General features: G+C 62.7%; 17 protein-coding genes. 13 read left to right on the top strand and 4 right to left on the bottom strand.

What is annotated here, in order from left to right; genetic code table 11:
* Positions 1 to 12 precede the first annotated feature (12 nt).
* The gene (locus F8N82_RS21420) at positions 13 to 1,236 is read right to left on the bottom strand and encodes an MFS transporter (protein ID WP_038997261.1); all 1,224 of its coding nucleotides are present in this window, start codon (positions 1,234 to 1,236) and stop codon (positions 13 to 15) included.
* A 361-nt stretch (positions 1,237 to 1,597) separates the two neighbouring features.
* Here F8N82_RS21420 and F8N82_RS21415 point away from each other — a divergent pair, with 361 nt between their 5' ends.
* Genes F8N82_RS21415 through F8N82_RS21405 form a run of 3 tightly spaced genes read left to right on the top strand, consistent with a single transcriptional unit; the run spans position 1,598 to position 4,216 of the window.
* Entirely contained in the window at positions 1,598 to 3,037 is a 1,440-nt protein-coding gene (locus F8N82_RS21415; protein ID WP_038997259.1) for a cytochrome ubiquinol oxidase subunit I, read from the top strand.
* A gap of 3 nt (positions 3,038 to 3,040) precedes the next feature.
* The gene (gene cydB, locus F8N82_RS21410) at positions 3,041 to 4,048 is read left to right on the top strand and encodes a cytochrome d ubiquinol oxidase subunit II (RefSeq protein ID WP_038997258.1); all 1,008 of its coding nucleotides are present in this window, start codon (positions 3,041 to 3,043) and stop codon (positions 4,046 to 4,048) included.
* A 12-nt stretch (positions 4,049 to 4,060) separates the two neighbouring features.
* Positions 4,061 to 4,216, top strand: coding sequence for a DUF2474 domain-containing protein (locus F8N82_RS21405; protein WP_038997257.1), 156 nt, complete (start codon positions 4,061 to 4,063; stop codon positions 4,214 to 4,216).
* Positions 4,217 to 4,337: 121 nt separating this feature from the next.
* Here the strand turns inward: F8N82_RS21405 and F8N82_RS21400 are convergent, their stop codons facing one another.
* Positions 4,338 to 5,462 (bottom strand): methyltransferase, encoded by a 1,125-nt coding sequence (locus F8N82_RS21400; RefSeq protein WP_038997256.1) that lies wholly within the window; start codon positions 5,460 to 5,462, stop codon positions 4,338 to 4,340.
* A 92-nt stretch (positions 5,463 to 5,554) separates the two neighbouring features.
* Positions 5,555 to 6,259, bottom strand: coding sequence for an autoinducer binding domain-containing protein (locus F8N82_RS21395; protein WP_038997255.1), 705 nt, complete (start codon positions 6,257 to 6,259; stop codon positions 5,555 to 5,557).
* Between the two features lie 277 nt (positions 6,260 to 6,536).
* On the opposite strand from F8N82_RS21395, the gene F8N82_RS21390 reads away from it, so the two are divergent.
* Positions 6,537 to 7,313, top strand: a complete 777-nt coding sequence (locus F8N82_RS21390; protein WP_038997254.1) for a ferredoxin--NADP reductase — start codon at positions 6,537 to 6,539, stop codon at positions 7,311 to 7,313.
* Between the two features lie 48 nt (positions 7,314 to 7,361).
* On the opposite strand, the gene mscL is transcribed toward F8N82_RS21390, so the two are convergent.
* On the bottom strand, positions 7,362 to 7,775 hold the full coding sequence (gene mscL / locus F8N82_RS21385) for a large-conductance mechanosensitive channel protein MscL (protein ID WP_038997252.1): 414 nt from the start codon (positions 7,773 to 7,775) through the stop codon (positions 7,362 to 7,364).
* 174 nt (positions 7,776 to 7,949) lie between these two features.
* Between mscL and radA the strand changes: the two genes are divergently transcribed.
* From radA to F8N82_RS21340, 9 genes are all read left to right on the top strand, one after another.
* Positions 7,950 to 9,317: a DNA repair protein RadA gene (gene radA / locus F8N82_RS21380; protein WP_038997250.1), complete on the top strand. Its 1,368-nt coding sequence runs from the start codon at positions 7,950 to 7,952 to the stop codon at positions 9,315 to 9,317.
* Positions 9,318 to 9,422: 105 nt separating this feature from the next.
* Complete coding sequence (locus tag F8N82_RS21375; protein WP_038997249.1) at positions 9,423 to 9,926, top strand: RNA polymerase sigma factor; 504 nt, start codon at positions 9,423 to 9,425, stop codon at positions 9,924 to 9,926.
* Positions 9,927 to 9,994: 68 nt separating this feature from the next.
* The gene (locus tag F8N82_RS21370) at positions 9,995 to 10,768 is read left to right on the top strand and encodes a FecR family protein (protein ID WP_338918863.1); all 774 of its coding nucleotides are present in this window, start codon (positions 9,995 to 9,997) and stop codon (positions 10,766 to 10,768) included.
* Between the two features lie 75 nt (positions 10,769 to 10,843).
* Positions 10,844 to 11,302, top strand: coding sequence for a hypothetical protein (locus tag F8N82_RS21365; RefSeq protein WP_038997246.1), 459 nt, complete (start codon positions 10,844 to 10,846; stop codon positions 11,300 to 11,302).
* Between the two features lie 178 nt (positions 11,303 to 11,480).
* Positions 11,481 to 14,171, top strand: coding sequence for a TonB-dependent receptor (locus tag F8N82_RS21360; protein WP_080764807.1), 2,691 nt, complete (start codon positions 11,481 to 11,483; stop codon positions 14,169 to 14,171).
* Positions 14,172 to 14,253: 82 nt separating this feature from the next.
* Complete coding sequence (locus F8N82_RS21355) at positions 14,254 to 14,871, top strand: heme acquisition protein HasA (protein WP_038997244.1); 618 nt, start codon at positions 14,254 to 14,256, stop codon at positions 14,869 to 14,871.
* 160 nt (positions 14,872 to 15,031) lie between these two features.
* Positions 15,032 to 16,813: a type I secretion system permease/ATPase gene (locus tag F8N82_RS21350; protein WP_038997243.1), complete on the top strand. Its 1,782-nt coding sequence runs from the start codon at positions 15,032 to 15,034 to the stop codon at positions 16,811 to 16,813.
* 2 nt (positions 16,814 to 16,815) lie between these two features.
* Positions 16,816 to 18,150: an HlyD family type I secretion periplasmic adaptor subunit gene (locus F8N82_RS21345; protein ID WP_038997241.1), complete on the top strand. Its 1,335-nt coding sequence runs from the start codon at positions 16,816 to 16,818 to the stop codon at positions 18,148 to 18,150.
* 5 nt (positions 18,151 to 18,155) lie between these two features.
* Positions 18,156 to 19,481: a TolC family outer membrane protein gene (locus tag F8N82_RS21340; protein WP_038997240.1), complete on the top strand. Its 1,326-nt coding sequence runs from the start codon at positions 18,156 to 18,158 to the stop codon at positions 19,479 to 19,481.
* The last annotated feature ends 21 nt before the right edge of the window (positions 19,482 to 19,502 follow it).

Below are 19,502 nucleotides of genomic sequence, written 5' to 3'. Positions count from 1 at the left end.
TCCCACAGGCCCTTATTGCCTATGCATATGATCGCGCCCAGCCAGGGTCGGAAACAGCTTGATCCACACCCCGGTCACCACCAGCGTCCCGACCCCGCCCAGTACCACCGCCGGCACCGTGCCGAACCAGTGCGCGGTCACCCCTGACTCGAACTCACCGAGCTGGTTCGACGCGCCGATGAACAGCCCGTTCACCGCACTGACCCGGCCGCGCATCTCATCCGGTGTTTCCAGCTGCACGAAGGCGCCGCGGATCACCATGCTGATCATGTCGGCGGCGCCCAACACTGCCAGTACCGCCAGGGAAAACCAGAACGAAGTGGACAGGCCAAAGGCAATGGTCGCCACCCCGAACACGCCCACGGCGGTGAACATTACCCGCCCGACCTTGCGCTCCACCGGGAAGCGCGCCAGCCACAGTGACATCAGCAAAGCGCCCACCGCCGGCGCCGAGCGCAGCAGGCCCAGGCCCCACGGGCCGGTCAGCAGGATGTCCTTGGCAAACACCGGCAACAGCGCGGTGGCGCCGCCCAGCAGCACGGCAAACAGGTCCAGGGAGATCGCCCCGAGGATGTCCGGGCGGCTGCGAATGAAACGAATCCCGGCCATCAGCGATTCGAGGCTGGCGCGGCCCTGGTTGCCAGGTTGCTGGCGCGAGACCAGGCCCAGGGTCAGCACGCAGGCAATCAGGTACAGCACCACTGTCGGCCCATAGACCCAGACGCTGCCAAAAGCATAGAGAAAGCCGCCCACCGCCGGCGCGACGATAGTTGCTGCCTGCATGGCCGAAGCCGACGCCGCCACTGCACGGGGAAATAGCTCGGAAGGCACCACGTTGGGCAACAACGCTTGCGTCGCCGGCATCTCGAAGGAGCGTGCGCTGCCGAGCAGAAACGCCAGCAGAAAGATCAGTTCGCGGCTGACGCTGTTGGTGCTGCTGGCCACTACCAGCACCAGGGCAATCATGGCCTGGGCGCTCTGGCACAGGGCCGCTACCCGGCGCCGGTCATAGCGGTCGGCGACGTGCCCGGTGTGCAGCATGAACAGCACCCGCGGAGCAAACTCCACCAGGCCCACCAGGCCCAGGTCGAGGACATTGCCGGTCAACTGATAGAGGTGCCAGCCGATCGCCACGGTGAGCATCTGGAAGCCACTGGCGGTAAATACCCGGGCCAGCCAGAAGGCCAGGAAGGGACGGTGATGACGCAGCAGCAGAACAGGGACAGGGTCTGACATCGGCGAAACAGAGCCTCGGCGAAGGGATCGGCGGTGCAGATTAGCATCACTTTGTAACAACAGGTTGCGAGAAATACCGCCTGCGTGCGGTAAGCGCACCGTTTTGGGGCGCGGTAAAGGGGGTGAGACAACCGGTCACGCGGCAATCAACCACACAAGCGCGCAGCCCGTTCAGGACTATCCTTTCAGGCAACCGTTGATCTGGATCAATTGTTTCATTTGCAACGGTAGGGCCAGACGGCCGAATTCCCTGCGATGTGATGTTTACAGAACAATTCCAACTTGCCGCACTCAACTACCGTGGGGGCAGTTGGCGCCAAGGCCACCGCCTGACGCCGGATTACCTGACAGAGGAAGCACTATGTTCGGATTAGAGGCTCTAGATCTCGCCCGAATTCAGTTCGCGTTTACCGTGTCCTTTCACATCCTGTTCCCGGCCATCACCATCGGCCTGGCGAGCTACCTGGCAGTTCTCGAAGGGCTGTGGCTCAAGACCAACAACAGCGTCTACCGTGACCTTTACCATTTCTGGTCGAAAATCTTTGCCGTCAACTTCGGCATGGGGGTGGTCTCCGGCCTGGTCATGGCTTACCAGTTCGGCACCAACTGGAGCAAGTTCTCCGATTTCGCCGGCTCCGTCACCGGGCCGCTGCTCACCTATGAAGTACTCACGGCCTTCTTCCTCGAGGCCGGTTTCCTTGGCGTCATGCTCTTTGGCTGGAACCGCGTAGGCCGTGGCCTGCACTTCTTCGCCACGGTCATGGTGGCCATTGGCACCTTGATCTCGACCTTCTGGATCCTCGCCTCCAACAGCTGGATGCAGACCCCACAGGGCTACGAAATCGTCAATGGCGTGGTGATCCCTGTCGACTGGTTCGCCGTGATCTTCAACCCATCGTTCCCTTACCGCCTGGCGCACATGGCGACTGCTGCGTTTGTGGCCACGGCGTTCTTCGTCGGCGCTTCGGCGGCCTGGCACTTGCTGCGCGGACGCGATAACCCGGCGATCCGCAAGATGCTGTCGATGGCCATGTGGATGGCTCTGATCGTGGCGCCGGTGCAGGCTGTGATCGGCGATTTCCATGGTTTGAACACCCTCAAACACCAGCCGGTGAAAATCGCCGCAATCGAAGGCCACTGGGAAAACAAGCCCGGCGAACCGACCCCGCTGATCCTTTTCGGCATCCCCGACATGCAAGCCGAGACCACTCGCTTCAAAGTGGAAATCCCGGCGCTGGGCAGCCTGATCCTGACCCACAGCCTGGACAAGCAAGTGCCGGCGATGAAGGAGTTCCCCAAAGAAGACCGACCTAACTCGACCATCGTGTTCTGGTCGTTCCGGGTCATGGTTGGCTTAGGGATGCTGATGATCTTCGTCGGCCTCTGGAGCCTGTGGCTGCGCAAGAGCGACAAACTCTACAGCTCGCGGCCGTTCCTGTACCTGACCCTGTGGATGGGCCCGTCCGGCCTGATCGCGATCCTCGCCGGCTGGTTCACCACCGAGATCGGTCGCCAGCCCTGGGTGGTCTACGGTCTGATGCGTACTGCCGATGGCGCCTCGAACCACAGCTATGGCCAGCTCGGTCTGACCCTGGTGATGTTCGTGGTGGTCTACTTCGCGCTGTTCGGCACCGGCCTTGGCTACATGATGCGCCTGGTGCGCAAAGGGCCGAAAACCGGTGAAGGTGACGAGACCAACCCAGGTGGCCCCGGCCAGCAACGTACCCCGGCACGGCCGCTGTCTGCCGCCGATGACGATCATGAACATGGCGAGCACGCCAGCCTGAACAAGGGGAACTGAGTCATGGGTATTGATCTTCCGCTTATCTGGGCCGTGATCATCATCTTCGGCATCATGATGTATGTGGTCATGGATGGCTTTGACCTGGGGATTGGCATTCTCTTCCCCTTCGTCAAGGCCGAGCAGGACCGCGACGTGATGATGAACACCGTCGCCCCGGTCTGGGACGGTAACGAAACCTGGCTGGTGCTCGGTGGTGCGGCGCTGTTCGGCGCCTTCCCGCTGGCCTACGCCGTGGTGCTTTCAGCGCTGTACCTGCCATTGATGCTGATGCTGATCGGCCTGATCTTCCGCGGCGTGGCCTTCGAGTTCCGCTTCAAGGCCACTGCAGCCAAGCGCCACCTGTGGGACAAGGCGTTCATCGGCGGCTCGCTGGCGGCAACCTTCTTCCAGGGCGTGGCCCTGGGCGCCTTCATCGAAGGCTTCAAGGTGGTCGATCGCAACTACGCGGGCGGCAGCCTCGACTGGCTGACCCCGTTCAGCCTGTTCTGCGGCCTGGGCCTGATCGTTGCCTACGCCTTGCTCGGCTGCACCTGGTTGATCATGAAGACCGAAGGCAAGCTGCAGCTGCAGATGCACGACCTGGCGCGCCCGCTGGCCCTGGTGCTGCTGGCCGTGACCGGCGTCGTCAGCATCTGGACGCCGCTGGCCCATCCGGACATCGCCACTCGCTGGTTCAGCCTGCCCAACCTGTTCTGGTTCCTGCCGGTACCGATCCTGGTACTGGTGACCCTCTACGGTCTGCTCCGGGCGGTGGCGCGTAACGCGCACTACACCCCGTTCCTGCTGACCCTGGTGTTGATCTTCCTCGGCTACAGCGGCCTGGGCATCAGCCTGTGGCCGAACATCATCCCGCCGTCGATCTCGATCTGGGACGCTGCCGCGCCACCGCAAAGCCAGGGCTTCATGCTGGTCGGGACCTTGTTCATCATCCCGTTCATCCTCGGTTACACCTTCTGGAGCTACTACGTGTTCCGCGGCAAGGTGACCCACGAAGATGGCTACCACTAGGGGAGCATGGCAATGACTGGCAAAGGCACGATTGACGAAGAGAAGAAACCGCTCTGGCAACGCCTGGGCTGGTTGGTGCTGATCTGGGTGGGCAGCGTGGTCAGCCTGGCCCTGGTCGCCTGGCTGATGCGCTTGTTCATGAGTGCGGCTGGACTGAGCACGCACTAAAACGCTATTTCCCATCCCGCCTTGCGGCGGATTTACAGCCCTGCGCAGCGTTAGCTGCGGAGGGTTTTTTTTGCTCTGTGGGAGCGGGCTTGACCCGCGATGCAGGCGACGCGCTACTGGCCTATTTACGCGCCTTGAGCACCACGAACTTCGGCGTCGCCGCCACCTGCTCGACGCCACGGAACAACCGCGCCAGCTTGCTGTGATAACCCAGGTGACGATTGCCGACGATATACAGCGCTCCCCCTACCACCAGCGCCTCACGCGCTTGCTGGAACATCCGCCAGGCGAGAAAGTCACCGACCACCTGCTGCTGGTGGAACGGCGGATTGCACAGCACTACATCCAGCGACTGTGCAGGCTGCCCGGCCAGGCCATCGTCGGCACGTACCGTGACTTCACGCTGGCCCAGCGCTGCCTGCCAGTTCTCCAGCGCCGACTGCACGGCCATGTACGACTCATCGACCAGGGTGTACTGCGCCTGCGGATTGGCCAGGGCACTGGCAATGGCCAGCACGCCATTGCCGCAACCCAGGTCGGCGACCCGAGCGGTGCCGAGGTCTTTGGGCAGGTGCGGCAGGAACGCCCGGGTGCCGATATCCAGGCCTTCACGACAGAACACGTTGGCGTGATTGAGTAGCTCAAGGCGTGGCGCATCGAGCTGATAGCGGGTGGGGTAGGGCGAGAGGAAAACCGGCTTTGCCTCGAAAGAGGCAATCAACAGTCGGGCCTTTTTCTTCGCCAGGGACGCCTGCACCGGGCCAATGTATTTCTCCATCAGATCGCCGGCAGCCCGTGGCAGGTGCTTGATCATGGCGCCGGCAACGACCTGCGCGCCGGGCGCCAGCTGGCCCTGCAGGCGAATCAGCTGCTCTTCGAGCAAGGCCAGGGTCTTGGGCACGCGTATCAGTACGCGGTCGAACGGGCCTTGCCAGGGGGTGCTGGCCGCCACGAACGGCACCGCGTCGAAGGCCAGGCCGTTGCGCACCAGGTTCTTTTCCAGGGCCAGATGGGCCAGGTGCGAATCGCCGCTGCTGAGCACTGAGACATGAGGCGCCAGGCTGATGGCCAGCGCGCCGAAGCTGTCGTTGAGCACCAGCACCCGGGTATTTGCCGCAGGTGCCTGTTCGGCCAGGTGCTCCAGCAAATACTCGTCGGCAGCATCGAAGGCTTGCAGGGGATCGTTGGCTTGCTCGGGCTGGCGAAGCAGGTCGAGTTCGGCGAAGGGGCTGGTCAGCAGGGGCATGGTGTAAGGCTCTGGGGCATTGATGTGCGCGCGCGGCGCGCTCTACAGGGCCGTGATTCTACCGTGCTTTGCAGGGGGGCGGGGGCGTTGGCTCAGATCAGGCCACTCATCGCCGCAATGGCGATTGCGCCGGCTTTATTGCTGGCGTTGGTTTTACTGATAATGCTGCGGATGTGGAAGTTCACTGTGCTCTGCGACAGCGATAGGATGCAGGCGATATCGGCAGCGGTCTTGCCGGCGGCCGACCACTTGAGCACTTCGGTTTCCCGCTCGGACAGGTTATAGGTCGGTGTTGCGTGCCCGGGTTGCCGGTCAATCATCAGCGTATGCAGCAGGTTGCACAGCCAGATGGTCTGGCCGGCCTTGTCGTAGAGTTCTTCGAGGCCAATTGCGCCGTGGCTGCGGGCGACGCTGAGCATGCTTTCGTTGTGACGCATATCATGTGCCGACTGGCTCCAGCCGTGACACAGCCCATGGTACTTGGCTTGCTCACGGAACTCGGGCGTCTCTCGGAACACCTCGTCGCTCCACAGCAATGGCATCAACGAGCGGTGGCAATGGGCGATAGTGGGATCGATGTCCAGGTAGTTGCAGCGTTGGTAGCGTTCGTTCCAGGCGGCGGGATAGTTGTTGAAGAATCTCATGTGAGGGGCGAAGGTCGCGATTTGCACACGCATGCCGAAAGCCAGATATTCCATGTCCAGTTGCTGGGCCAGGGAAACCGCGATGTCAAACATCCGTTGTTCATCGGTTTCGGCAAGCAACTGCTCCAGTTGCTGTTCTTTCCAGTGCGGCATGGGAGCTTTCTCTTGATGGATGGATCCAACAACTCGCAAGGTGCAACGTAGTGTAGGAAATGTCCCACTGTTGTGTTGGGTTTTTTGGCTATAGAAATGTGAAGTTTTCGACAGGGCTGTTCTTTAGAGCACCGTGTCGTAAATGTTTGATATCAGTTCGAAATCATTGAGCTATCAGTGCCCGTCACAGCAACCGCGCGCGATGCCACTACAAACCGACGGTGTTTATCTCTCGGCGTTTGCGCGACACTGGGGCATCTGTTTTTTGGAGCAAGTCATGACTGCCAGTGCTGAAAAGTTCACCCGCCAGACGCTGCTCGACGTCCAGCCGCTGACCCCCAGCCTGTTCAGCCTGCGTACCAGCCGCGACCAGGGCTTTCGTTTCCGCGCCGGGCAGTTCGCCCGCCTGGGGGTGACCAAGGCCGACGGCAGTGTGGTCTGGCGCGCTTATTCGATGGTGTCTTCGCCATTCGACGAGCACCTGGATTTCTTTTCCATCGTGGTGCCGGGCGGCGAATTCACCAGTGAGCTGAGCCGCCTGGGCGAGGGCGACAGCTTGCTGATCGATCGTCAGGCCTTCGGCTACCTGACCCTTGACCGCTTTGTCGACGGCCGCGACCTGTGGCTACTGGCAACCGGCACCGGCATTGCGCCGTTCCTGTCGATCCTCCAGGACTTCGAGGTATGGGAGCGTTTCGAGTCGATCAAGCTGGTCTATTCGGTGCGCGAAGCCCGGGAGCTTGCGTATCTGGACCTGATCGCCGGGCTGGAGCAGCGCGACTACCTGGCGGAATATGCCGGCAAGCTGCAGTTCATTCCGATCGTCACCCGCGAGCAACATCCGGGAGCATTGAATCAACGCATCACCACCCTGATCGAGAATGGCGAGCTGGAGCGTGCGGCAGGCCTGGCTCTGACACCGGAACACTCGCGGGTGATGCTCTGCGGCAACCCGCAGATGATCGATGACACCCGCAAGGTCCTCAAGCAACGCGACATGAACCTCAGCCTCAGCCGGCGACCCGGCCAGGTCGCGGTCGAGACCTACTGGTAAGCAGCAACAAGAACGGCGCCCGCAGGCGCCGTTTTTTTATCCCTGTGTTCAGGGTTGCCGATTCTGCGCCTTGAGCAGGTCGCGGATCTCGGTGAGCAGCTCTTCTTCCTTGGTCGGTACTGGCGGCAGGGTTGGCGCTGCGGCTTCTTCGCGTTTCAGGCGGTTGATGACCTTGATGCCCATGAAGATCGCAAAGGCGACGATGATGAAGTCGAGGATGGTCTGGATGAATTTGCCATACGCCAGCATCACTGCCGGTACGTCACCCTCTGCGGCTTTCAAAGTAACCGCCAGGTCACTGAAATCGACCCCGCCGATCAGCAAGCCAATCGGTGGCATGATCACGTCGCCGACAAAAGATGAAACGATTTTGCCAAAGGCGGCGCCGATAATGATACCGACGGCCATATCGACGACATTGCCTTTGACCGCGAAGGCCTTGAATTCACTGAGCACGCCCATGGTTTATTCCTTGTAACAGATGAGGTTGGTAAACGCAGTGTAAATCAGCTATGCGCTTCATGCTCCGCGCTGCTGCAACAGACTGCGGTTATACCGAATAGTTTTGTCGTTTTCTGTGCCCGCCCAGGTGCCCGAGGTCGGCTATGATGGTGCCTTTTTCCAGAGGACCGTCCCATGGCCAAGGCCAAGCGCATGTACGGCTGCACCGAGTGCGGCGCGACCTTCCCGAAATGGGCCGGGCAATGCGGTGAATGCGGCGCCTGGAACACCCTGGTCGAGACCGTGCTGGAAAGCGGCGCCGCCGCAGCCCCCAGCGGGCGTACCGGCTGGGCCGGGCAGCAGGCGCAGATCAAGACCCTGGCCGAAGTCAGTGTCGAGGAAATCCCGCGCTTCACCACCGCCAGTGCCGAACTCGACCGGGTGCTCGGCGGCGGTCTGGTCGACGGCTCGGTGGTGCTGATCGGTGGCGACCCGGGCATTGGCAAGTCGACCATCCTCCTGCAGACCCTGTGCAACATCGCCACGCGCATGCCGGCACTCTACGTCACCGGCGAGGAATCCCAGCAGCAGGTGGCCATGCGCGCCCGGCGCCTGGGCTTGCCCCAGGACAAGCTGCGGGTGATGACCGAAACCTGCATCGAGACCATCATCGCCACCGCGCGGGTCGAAAAGCCCAAGGTGATGGTCATCGACTCGATCCAGACCATCTTCACCGAGCAACTGCAGTCAGCACCGGGTGGCGTTTCCCAGGTGCGCGAAAGCGCCGCCTTGCTGGTGCGTTATGCCAAGCAGAGCGGCACGGCGATCTTCCTGGTCGGTCACGTGACCAAGGAAGGTGCGCTGGCCGGGCCACGGGTGCTCGAGCACATGGTCGATACCGTGCTGTATTTCGAAGGGGAGTCCGACGGCCGTCTGCGTTTGCTGCGAGCGGTGAAAAACCGTTTCGGCGCGGTCAACGAGCTGGGCGTATTTGGCATGACCGACCGCGGCCTGAAGGAAGTTTCCAACCCTTCTGCGATCTTTCTCACACGAGCCCAGGAAGAAGTTCCGGGCAGTGTGGTCATGGCCACCTGGGAAGGCACCCGGCCGATGCTGGTGGAAGTCCAGGCGCTGGTCGACGACAGTCACCTCTCCAACCCGCGGCGGGTCACCCTGGGCCTGGACCAGAACCGCCTGGCCATGCTGCTGGCGGTGCTGCATCGCCATGGCGGCATCCCGACCCACGACCAGGACGTGTTCCTCAACGTGGTCGGCGGGGTCAAGGTACTGGAAACGGCATCCGACCTGGCGTTGATGGCGGCGATCATGTCCAGCCTGCGCAACCGCCCGCTGGACAACGGCCTGCTGGTGTTTGGCGAGGTAGGCCTGTCCGGTGAGGTGCGGCCTGTGCCCAGCGGTCAGGAGCGCTTGAAGGAAGCGGCCAAGCATGGCTTCAAGCGTGCCATCGTGCCCAAGGGCAATGCGCCGAAAGAGGCGCCACCCGGGTTGCAGGTGATTGCCGTGACCCGTCTTGAGCAGGCGCTGGATGCGTTGTTCGAGTGACCTGAAAGCCCCGGCAAGTGCAAGGCTTGCCGGGTTGAAGTTGCAACTGATTCTCACTAACGAGTAGCATGCCGTCTTCTTTCCGGCCATCCACAGGGAGTTCGCGTGGCGGAGTCCGACTTGAAGCGGCTGTTCCTCAAGCACGCGAAAACCTTGCAGGGGTTGCTGACGCGCAAGGTGCGCGACCCGCAACTGGCCGCCGACCTGGTACAGGAAAGCTTCCTGCGCCTGGCCGAGCAACAGGGCCGTGAACGGATCGACAACACCCCGGCCTACCTCTATCGCACTGCGCACAACCTGATGATCGATCACGTTCGCCAGCAGCAACGGCGCAAGACCGATTCGGTGCCCCATGAAGCACTGGAGTCCATTGTCGAAGACAGCCCCGGCCTGGACGAAAACGCCGCCACCGAACAGCACATGCGCCGCTTGCGCAGGGCTCTGGCCGACTTGCCGCCACGTACCCAGGAAGTGTTCCGTCTCAATCGGCTTGAGGGCATGACCCACGCCGAGGTGGCGCGGGCGCTGGATATTTCCGACAGCTCGGTACAGAAGCATCTGGCCAAGGCCCTGGCCTATGTGATGCAGTGTCTGCAGGAACCAGGATGACGAACGGTTTACTGGGAAATGCGCCTTCAGACGTCAGCACTCACATAACCAGAATTCGAGAGAACCGTGTGACCAGCCAGAACTCGCCAGAGCAAGCCATTCGCGAGCAGGCCGCCGAGTGGGCGGTGCTGCGCAGCGCCGGCCCGTTGAACCCCGAGCAGGAGCAGGCGCCCAGCCTTTCACTGGCATTGCGCGCTGACTACGCCACGGCCAAAGGTGAGGTTCGCCAGGTGTCCTTGCCCGATGGCAGTAAAGTCGACCTCGACAGTCACAGTGGCATCGAACTGGTCTATAGCGACAGCGAACGTCGTGTACGCCTGTTGGCCGGTGAGGCGGTGTTTACCGTTGCGCCGGTCTCCGGCAATGAGCAACGGCCGTTCGTGGTCGAGCGGGCAGGGGGCAGCAGCCGTGCCCTGGGCACGCGTTTCGTGGTGGGCCCCGAGCCTGATGGCGGCACTTGGGTCGGCATGCTTGAACACAGTGTTGCAGTCACCTTGCAGGGCACCCCGCAAGCGGGCAGCGCCGAGCAGGTGCTCAAGGAAGGTCAGAGCCTGCGCTACGACACGACCCACGGGATTCGTCCCTGGCCCGAGCACGATGTACGTCGCGCTACCGCCTGGCAGCGTGGTGTGCTGGTGTTCGAGCGCGAGCCGCTGGGCGAGGTTGCCGCGCAACTCAATCGCTATCGTGGCGGGCACGTGCTGATCACCGACCAGGCCCTGGCCCGGCGTGAAGTCAGCGGCATGTTTCGCCTGGACAACCTTGATGCCGCGCTGGGCATGCTGACCGACGAGCTCAAGGCCAGCCGCCTCGACCTGCCTGGGCTGACCCTGATCTATTGAGTGCCGCATGGCCGATTGTCGGTAGCGCTGTTTTCCACGAAACTGGCGTTTTGACGACGATCTGAAGGCAGGGATATGGCCAGTGGTTTTTTCGCGTGTATTGCTTCATCCATCTCCGGCGCCTTGCTGCTCGGACTGTCCAGCACCCAAGTACTGGCGGCCGACGACCTGGTGCAGTTCAACCCCGCCACGTGCGAGTTCGGCGCAAAGCTTGAGCCGTACTTCGATCAGGCTATCGCCAAACGTCAGGCGCTGCCTGTAGAAGCGCAGGAAGAGGAGGTGAGCTCTCCGGTCAATCAGCCCTTCCATGGCATCAAGGTCACTGGTGTATTCATCGGCTATGAATGGCACGGGATCTATTTTGATGCACCGCCGGATCAGGTGCGTTCGCTGTTTCGCAAGCTGGGCTACCGCGTGGCTGAAGACGGTGACATGTCGGCCAGTGGCGATGAGGTTGCGGTGACGGCATCGATCATCGAAACCAGCGGCAAGGCCCGCGAACAAGGGCAGTCGGCGCTCACCTGCGGCGTCTGATGTTCGCCGGGTAAATTTCTTTTGGATTTTCTTTACTGACTTTCCCCGCGTTGCACGTCTTTTTGTTGAGATTGATTTTCATTACTAGAAAACGCCAACACAGCGAGCAACAGACGTGAGCAATCAACAACAACGACGCACCCGACCGTTCGGTCGGGTAGCCCTTGCCAGCAGCCTGATGCTGGGTGCCTGGACCTTGCCGATGGGGATCGGCAGCGTGCAGGCAGCCGAACCCGCCAACCCGAGCCAGCGCACCGCACTGATCCACTTCGACATTCCCGCCCAGGCCCTGGACAGCGCCGTGCTGGCCTTCGCCGAACAGGCCGGGGTGCAGGTGTTTTTCGACAGCCGCAAGCTGGCTGGCCTGCGCAGTGACGGCTTGCGTGGCGAGCACTCGGCACAGGAAGGGCTCGGCCTGTTGTTGCGCGGCTCGCCCGTGCGCTATCGCTTCAGCGGCACTGACCGGGTCGGCCTGGAGCGCGTGCGGGACGACGGTCAGGCGCTGGAGCTGGGCGCAACTCATGTCGATTCGAACAGCGATGCCGATTGGGTCTATCAGACGCCCCGGTCGGTCAGCGTCATCACCCGCGAGCAGATCGACAAGCGCCCGCCACGCCATGCCGCCGACATGCTCGAAGAAACCGCCGGCGTCTACACCGCCGTCAACCAGCGTGACCCGGGGCTGTCGGTGAACATTCGCGGCGTGCAGGACTATGGCCGGGTCAACATGAATATCGACGGCATGCGCCAGAACTTCAACGTCAACGGCCACCAGCAGCGCAACGGGGTGATGTTCATCGACCCGGAGTTCATCAGCTCCATCGAGATCGAAAAAGGCACCCAGGCGGGCATGGGTGGTGCCGGCGTTATTGGCGGTATCGCCAGCTTCAATACAGTGCAGGCCAGTGATTTTCTCGGCCCCGACAAGGAATACGGTGGCCGCCTGCGCGCAGGCAACGGCATCGGCGAGCTGGGCAATGGCACCAACTTCAACGGCAGTGCATTGTTTGCCTTCGGCAATGAGCTAGGCGATGTACTGCTGGGCGTCAGTGAGCGGCACTTCGGTGATTACCGCGCCGGCACCAACAACGCCGATAACCTCGGCACCCAGATCCGCGGCAAGACCAGCTACCCCGAAGCCTGGAAGGACTGGCTGCACTCCGAAGTCGGCGAGACCGGCAGCGTCACCCGTTCGCAACTGCTCAAGCTGGGCCTGAACCTGCCCAACGACCAGCGCCTGCAGCTCAACTACATGGAAACCGACACCGACAGCAAGGACGCCTGGACCTACTACGACACCCAGACCCGGCAGTTCTATTACAAGCGTACCGGCAGCAGTGATTTCAACGCCAGGAATGCCTCGCTCGATTACAGCTACAGCCCGGACAACGACCTGGTCGATCTGAAGGCCAAGCTGTATTTCGTCTCGACCCGGCAGGATCGCTGGAATGCCGGTAACGATGCCTCCGCCAGCAGCAACAACCGCGTCGAGGCGTACGACGATCGTTTTCAGACCGATACTTGGGGCCTGCAGCTGCAAAACACTTCGCGCTTCTACCTGGGCGATGCCGACAAGATCACCTTCAACTACGGTACCGAGCTGTTCCAGGATAGCTTCACGCCGAACACCGAGCGGGTCCCGGCCCCTAATGAACAGGCATTGCCTTACGTTCAGGGCAGCACGCCTGAAGGCAAGCGCATCATGGCCAGCCTGTTCGGCGATGTGCAGTACGAGCATGGCGACTGGCTGACGGTCGATGCCGGATTACGCTATGACCGTTATCGCCTGACGGGCGAAACCGGTATCACCACCTGGATGTACCCAAGGGGTGTCACTGGTGAGAACCTTCAACGTGTTCAGACCCACCTGATCTTTGACGAAGAACAGGAGCAGGGCCGCTTCTCGCCCACCTTCGGTATTGCAGTAAAGCCGGGGGTCGACTGGATGCAGGTCTATACCCGTTGGGGGCGTGGCTGGCGTCCGCCATCAGTGACTGAAGTATTCATGAGCGGCCGCCCCCATGGTGGAGGCAGCGAGATGCTCTATCCCAACCCCTTCCTCAAGGCCGAGGAGTCGCACAACTGGGAACTGGGGGTGAACCTGTTCAAGGAGTCGCTGTTGCAGGAAGGAGATCGTTTTGGCGCCAAGGTCGCCTATTTCGATACCCGCATCGACAATTTCTCGTTCATGGATGTCAACGCCGATCTCCCCGGGGCAACTGCGCTGGGTACTTCGCTCGGGCGCTCGGCCTACCAGAACAATCTTGAGCAGACGCGTTTTCGCGGGGTTGAGTACAGCCTCGACTACGACGCTGGGCGCTATTACAGCCAGCTCAGTTACACCCACATGATCGGCAGCAATGATTTCTGCTCGAAGCAGTTGTACATGGGGGGCGGACAGCGCCTGGCCAACGCTGGAACGGTGATGCGCCCGGTACGGGTCGGCAGCCGCGTCATCATGTTGCCGGTACGCGTCTCGCGTGCCGAGGACGCCGCCGACCTCGACCAGGCCGTCAGTTGCGGCCACATCATGGGTAACGCCAGCTACATGCCGGCTGACCGTGGCTCGCTGACGGTCGGCATGCGCTTTCTTGATCGTACCCTCGATGTCGGCGCCCGCCTGCGTTACAGCAAGGGCAACGGTGAGAACCTCAACGACCACGGCTACCGCCTGATCGACCAGGCGCAATGGCCCAAATACAAGGTCTACGACCTGTACGCCAGCTACTGGATGACGCCGAGCCTGAACCTGGCGCTGTCGCTGGAGAACGCCACCGACGAAGCCTACTTCGTGGCCATGGGCGACACCGACAACCTGTCGCTGGCCCGCGGCCGGACCTTGAGCGGAATGCTCGAATACAAATTCTGATCCACACCGGGTTTGCCCATGTCGGGCGACACGAAGGCAGGGAATACGCCTTCGCAATCATGCAATGCAACGAGGAACCGTTATGACTCTTTCCGTTACTTACGATGCCGCCTTCTCCAGCTCGTCGATCGATGACTACCTGGCGTTCTGGACCGCGGGTTTCGCCACTGCAGGTCATGGCGAAAGCAATACCGGCGGCTTCAGCAACGGCAGCCTGAGCGGCGACCAGTACGCCACCCATGGTGCTCTGAACTCCGATTACGCATTCATCGCCGACAGCAACACTGCCAATGGTCTGCACTATGTGTTCGACCGCGGCCTGCCAGCCGGTGACAACCTCAACCACTACCTGTGGGGCGAGCTGGACAACGTTTCCCTGGGGCAGGTGCTGGGCGGTGGTAGCGGTAGCGACTTCACCCTGAGCAACTACGTGGTCAGCTTCAACGGCCTGGACCTGGATGCGGCGCTGGGTGCCGGTCGCGTCGGCAACGAAGTGCAGAGCGTGATCTACGGCCTGATGCAGGGCAACACCTCGGCCCTGGAAGGCGTGCTGGACAACCTGCTGGCCGGTTACGGCGTGTCTACCGACGACAGCTTCGACGTGGTCAGCGCCGCGCTGGCTGCCGGTCCGCTGAGCGTGGCTTCGGCCGATGTGGTGGGTGTCCAGGCCCTGGCCGAGGACTTCGCCCTGGCCGCCTGACCCCAGGCAAAAAAAAGCGAATGGAAGATCACTCCTCCATTCGCTGCTTGCTTACCCCGCCGCCTGCGTCTTTGCCGGGCCCAGGCTGCGGTGGTGCGAATTCTGCGAGCCTGCGCCGGCGAGGTCAATCGCCCGTGGGCTTGCCCTGTTGAGGTCCTTCATGAAAGCAACCCGCTCCCGCCCTGCGAACGAGGTGTTGCAGGCGCTCAAGGCCTGCCGCGCCGGCTTTGCCAACATTGGCCTGTTCACCGCGGTGATCAACCTGCTGATGCTGGCGCCGGCGCTGTACATGCTGCAGGTCTATGACCGGGTTCTGTCTTCGGGCAACGAGATGACCCTGCTGATGCTCAGCCTGATGGTCCTCGGCCTGTTCGCCTTCATGGGGGTGCTGGAGTGGGTGCGCAGCCTGGTGGTGATCCGCCTCGGCACGCAGATGGACATGCGCCTGAACCCGCGAGTGTTCGAGGCCGCCTATCAAGTCAGCCTGGCCGGCCACAAGGGCGCGGCGACCCAGGTACTGAGCGACCTGACCACCTTGCGCCAATTCGCTACTGGCCAGGCGTTGTTTGCCTTTTTCGATGCGCCGTGGTTCCCGGTGTACCTGCTGGTGATGTTCCTGTTCAGCCCGTGGCTGGGGCTGATGGCGCTGGTGGGGGCGGTGCTGTTGACGATCCTGGCGTGGGTCAACGAGCGCCTGACCCAGGCGCCGTTCGCCGAAGCCGGTCAGTTGTCGCAGCAGGCTGGGCAGCAGGCGGGCGCCAACCTGCGCAATGCCGAAGTGATGGAAGCGATGGGCATGCTGGCGGCGGTGCGTCAGCGCTGGGCCAGCCTGCACCATGGTTTTCTCCTGCGCCAGAACCTCGGTAGCGAGCGCACGGCGGCGGTAACCGCCGTGTCCAAGAGCCTGCGCCTGGCCTTGCAATCGCTGGTGCTGGGGCTAGGCGCGTGGCTGGCGATCGAGCAATTGATCACGCCGGGGATGATGATCGCCGGCTCCATTCTCATGGCCCGGGTACTGGCGCCGATCGACCAGTTGATTGCCGTGTGGCGCCAGTGGGGTTCGGCACGCCAAGCCTATGAACGCCTGCACACCTTGCTCAGCGAGCAACCGCCACGTGCGGCCGGCATGCCGTTGCCAGCACCGAGCGGGCGCCTGCTGGTGGAACAACTCAGCGCCCTGCAACCGGGTACGCGCAAGCCGTGCCTGGCTAACCTCGGCTTTGAGCTTGCGGCCGGCGACAGCCTGGGGATCATCGGTGCGTCCGGTTCGGGCAAGTCGACCCTGGCACGTCTGCTGGTCGGCGTCGCAACACCGGCAGCCGGCAAGGTGCGCCTGGATGGCGCCGAGCTGCAGCAGTGGGACAAAGGCTTGCTTGGCCACCACATCGGCTATTTGCCTCAGGACGTGCAGCTGTTCGCCGGCAGCATCGCCGAGAACATTGCCCGCCTGGGGCCGGTGGATTCGCCGCAGGTGGTGGCCGCTGCGCAACTGGCTGGCGTGCACGAGATGATCCTGAAACTGCCGAACGGTTATGACACCCAGCTTGGCGAAGGCGGTGCCGGCCTCTCCGGCGGCCAACGCCAGCGAATCGGCCTGGTCCGGGCGTTGTACCGCCTGCCGGCACTGATCGTGCTCGACGAACCCAACTCCAACCTCGATGACTTCGGCGAGCACGCCTTGCTGGAGGCGATAAAGCAGGTAAAGGCGCAGCAGCGCACGCTGATCCTGATCACCCACAAATCCAGCTTGCTGGCGGCTGTGGATAAGTTGCTGGTACTGCAGAACGGCCAGATGCAGGCCTTCGGTCCGACTGCGCGGGTATTGCAGGACCTGCAGCGCAGCCACAAGCCGGCCGGCATTCCTACGCCTGCTTCCACTCCTACCCCGGCGCTGCGCAGCGCGGCCAGCGTCAGCATGAGCTACGGCACCCCGAGATCCTGATCATGACCGCCCCTCAGTCGCTTCACGCTCAAGCCATTCCCGACAACCTGCTGAGCCTCGATGCCCGCCGCCACAGCCGCCTGGGCCGTTGGCTGGTGATTGGCGGCTTTGGTGGTTTCATCCTCTGGGCGGCCATGGCACCGCTGGATAAAGGCGTGCCGGTGTCGGGCAACGTGGTGGTCGCCGGCAGCCGTCAGGCCGTGCAGCATCCCACCGGCGGCACCATCGAACGCCTGCTGGTGCGCGATGGCGACCGCGTCAGTGCCGGCCAGGTGCTGGTGAAGATGGACGCCACCCAGGCCCAGGCCCAACATGATTCGTTAAGGGTGCAATACGTCAACGCCCGGGCCAGCGAGGCGCGCCTGCAAGCCGAGCGTGACGGACTGGCAAGCATCACCTTCCCGGCCGAATTGCAGGCGCTGGCCACTGAACCCTGGGTCGCCACTGCCCTGGAACTGCAGCGCCAGTTGCGCAGCAGCCGGCGCCAGTCGCTGGACATGGAGCTGGCCGGCCTGCGCGAGAACATTGCCGGCGCCGAGGCCATGCTGGCTGGTGTGCAGGGCTCGATGAGCCACAAGCAGGAGCAGCGCGCCGCGCTCGATGAGCAACTGCAGGGCCTGCGTGAACTGGCCCGCGACGGCTATATCCCGCGCAACCGCCTGCTCGACAGCGAGCGCCTGTACGCACAGATCAACGGCGCGATCTCGGAGGACCTGGGCAACATCGGCCGCAGCCGCCGCCAGGTTCTGGAGCTGAAACTACGCATGGCCCAGCGTCAGCAGGAGTACCAGCGTGAAGTCGGCCAGCAGTTGAGCGACATGCAGTCCAGCGCCGAAGACCTCGGCAACCGCCTGCGCAGCGCCGCCTTCGAACTGGCCAACACCCAGTTGCGCGCACCGGCCAGCGGTACGGTGGTGGGCCTGAGCGTGTTCACCAATGGCGGGGTGATTGCCCGGGGGCAGCAACTGATGGAAATCGTCCCTACGGACGCGCCCTTGCTGATCGATGCCCGCGCTCCGGTGGAACTGGTCGACCGCCTGCGTCCCGGCCTGGCGGTGGAAATCATGTTCGTCGCCTTCAACCAGAGCAAGACTCCGCGGGTCGAAGGCGAGCTGACCCTGGTCTCGGCCGATCGCCTGGTCGATGAGAAAACCCAGCAGCCCTATTACCAGGTGCGCGCCAAAGTCAGTGACGCCGGCTTGCAGCAACTGGCCGACCAGGACATCCGCCCCGGCATGCCGGTGGAGGCCTTCGTGCGTACCGGTGAGCGCTCGATGCTCAACTATCTGTTCAAGCCGTTGACCGACCGGGTGCATGTCGCCCTGGCGGAGGAATGATGTCGATGCGTGCGATGTGTTGCCTGCTGTTGTTGGGCACCAGCCTGTCGGCCGCTGCCGTGGACCTGGGCGATGCCTATGCCCTGGCCCTGCGCAACGATCCGACCTTCCATGCCGCCATCGCCGAACGCGATGCCGGTCTTGAAAGCCGCGCCATTGGCCGCGCGGCGCTGCTGCCGAACCTGTCCTACCGCTACAACAATGCCCGCAACGATTCCGAAGTGACCCAGACCAACGTCCGCGGCAACGTCACCAGCCAGCGCGACTACCGCAGCTACTCCTCGACCCTGACCTTGCAACAGCCGCTGTTCGACTACGGCGCCTGGGCCGAATACCGCCAGGGCGTGGCCAAGGCGCTGTTGGCCGACGAGCGCTTTCGCAGCCGTAGCCAGGAGTTGGCGGTACGGGTATTTGCCGCCTACAGTGAAGCGCTGTTCGCCAACGAGCAGATCGCCCTGGCCCAGGCCCAGCGTCGTGCCTATGCCGAGCAGTTGCAGTTGAACCGGCGTTTGCTCAAGGGCGGCGAGGGCACTCGCACCGACCTGCTGGAAACCCAGGCCCGTTACGAATTGGCCCAGGCCCAGGAGATTGAAGCCAGCGACAACCTCGATGCGGCCCTGCGTACCCTGCAGGCGATCATTGGCGAGCCGCTGGAAGTCGCCGACCTGGCACCCTTGAGTGGCGATTTTCGCGTTCAACCCTTGCAGCCGTTGCGCTTCGAAAGCTGGCGCGACCTTGCCGTGGCCCACAACGCCGAGCTGGCCTCCCAGCGCCACGCCCTGGTTGCCGCTGACTATGCCGTCGAGCGTCAGCGCGCCGGCCACCTGCCGACCCTGAGTGCCTACGCCAGCACCGGCAAATCCAGCTCCAGTTCCGAAAGCAGCTACGACCAGCGTTATGACACCGACAGCATCGGTATCCAGGTCAGCCTGCCGTTATTCGCTGGCGGCGGTGTATCGGCGTCCACCCGCCAGGCGGCTGCCGAGCGCGACAGTGCACGCTTGAGCCTCGACGGGCAGATCGCCGATACCGTCAACCAGCTGCGCAAACAGTTCAACCTCTGCGCCAGCAGCACGGCGAAGATCCGTGCCTATGAACTGGCAGTGAAATCGGCCCGCGGTTTGATTACCGCTACGCGCAAAAGCGTCGCCGGCGGCGAGCGGGTCAACCTCGATGTGCTCGATGCCGAGCAGCAGCTATACAGCGCCCGCCGCGACCTGGCCCAGGCGCGCTATGACTACCTGCGCGCCTGGTTGCAGTTGCGTTATCTGGCCGGGGTGCTGGAGCCACAGGATTTACAGCAGCTCAATGGTTACTTTGCTTCGCGCTGAAACAAAAAGGCCGGTGCATAT

Source organism: Pseudomonas fluorescens, assembly GCF_902497775.2.
GTDB lineage: Bacteria > Pseudomonadota > Gammaproteobacteria > Pseudomonadales > Pseudomonadaceae > Aquipseudomonas > Aquipseudomonas putida_F.
The sequence above is the reverse complement of the archived record's forward strand: the minus strand, read 5'-3'. Positions and strand labels throughout refer to the sequence as shown.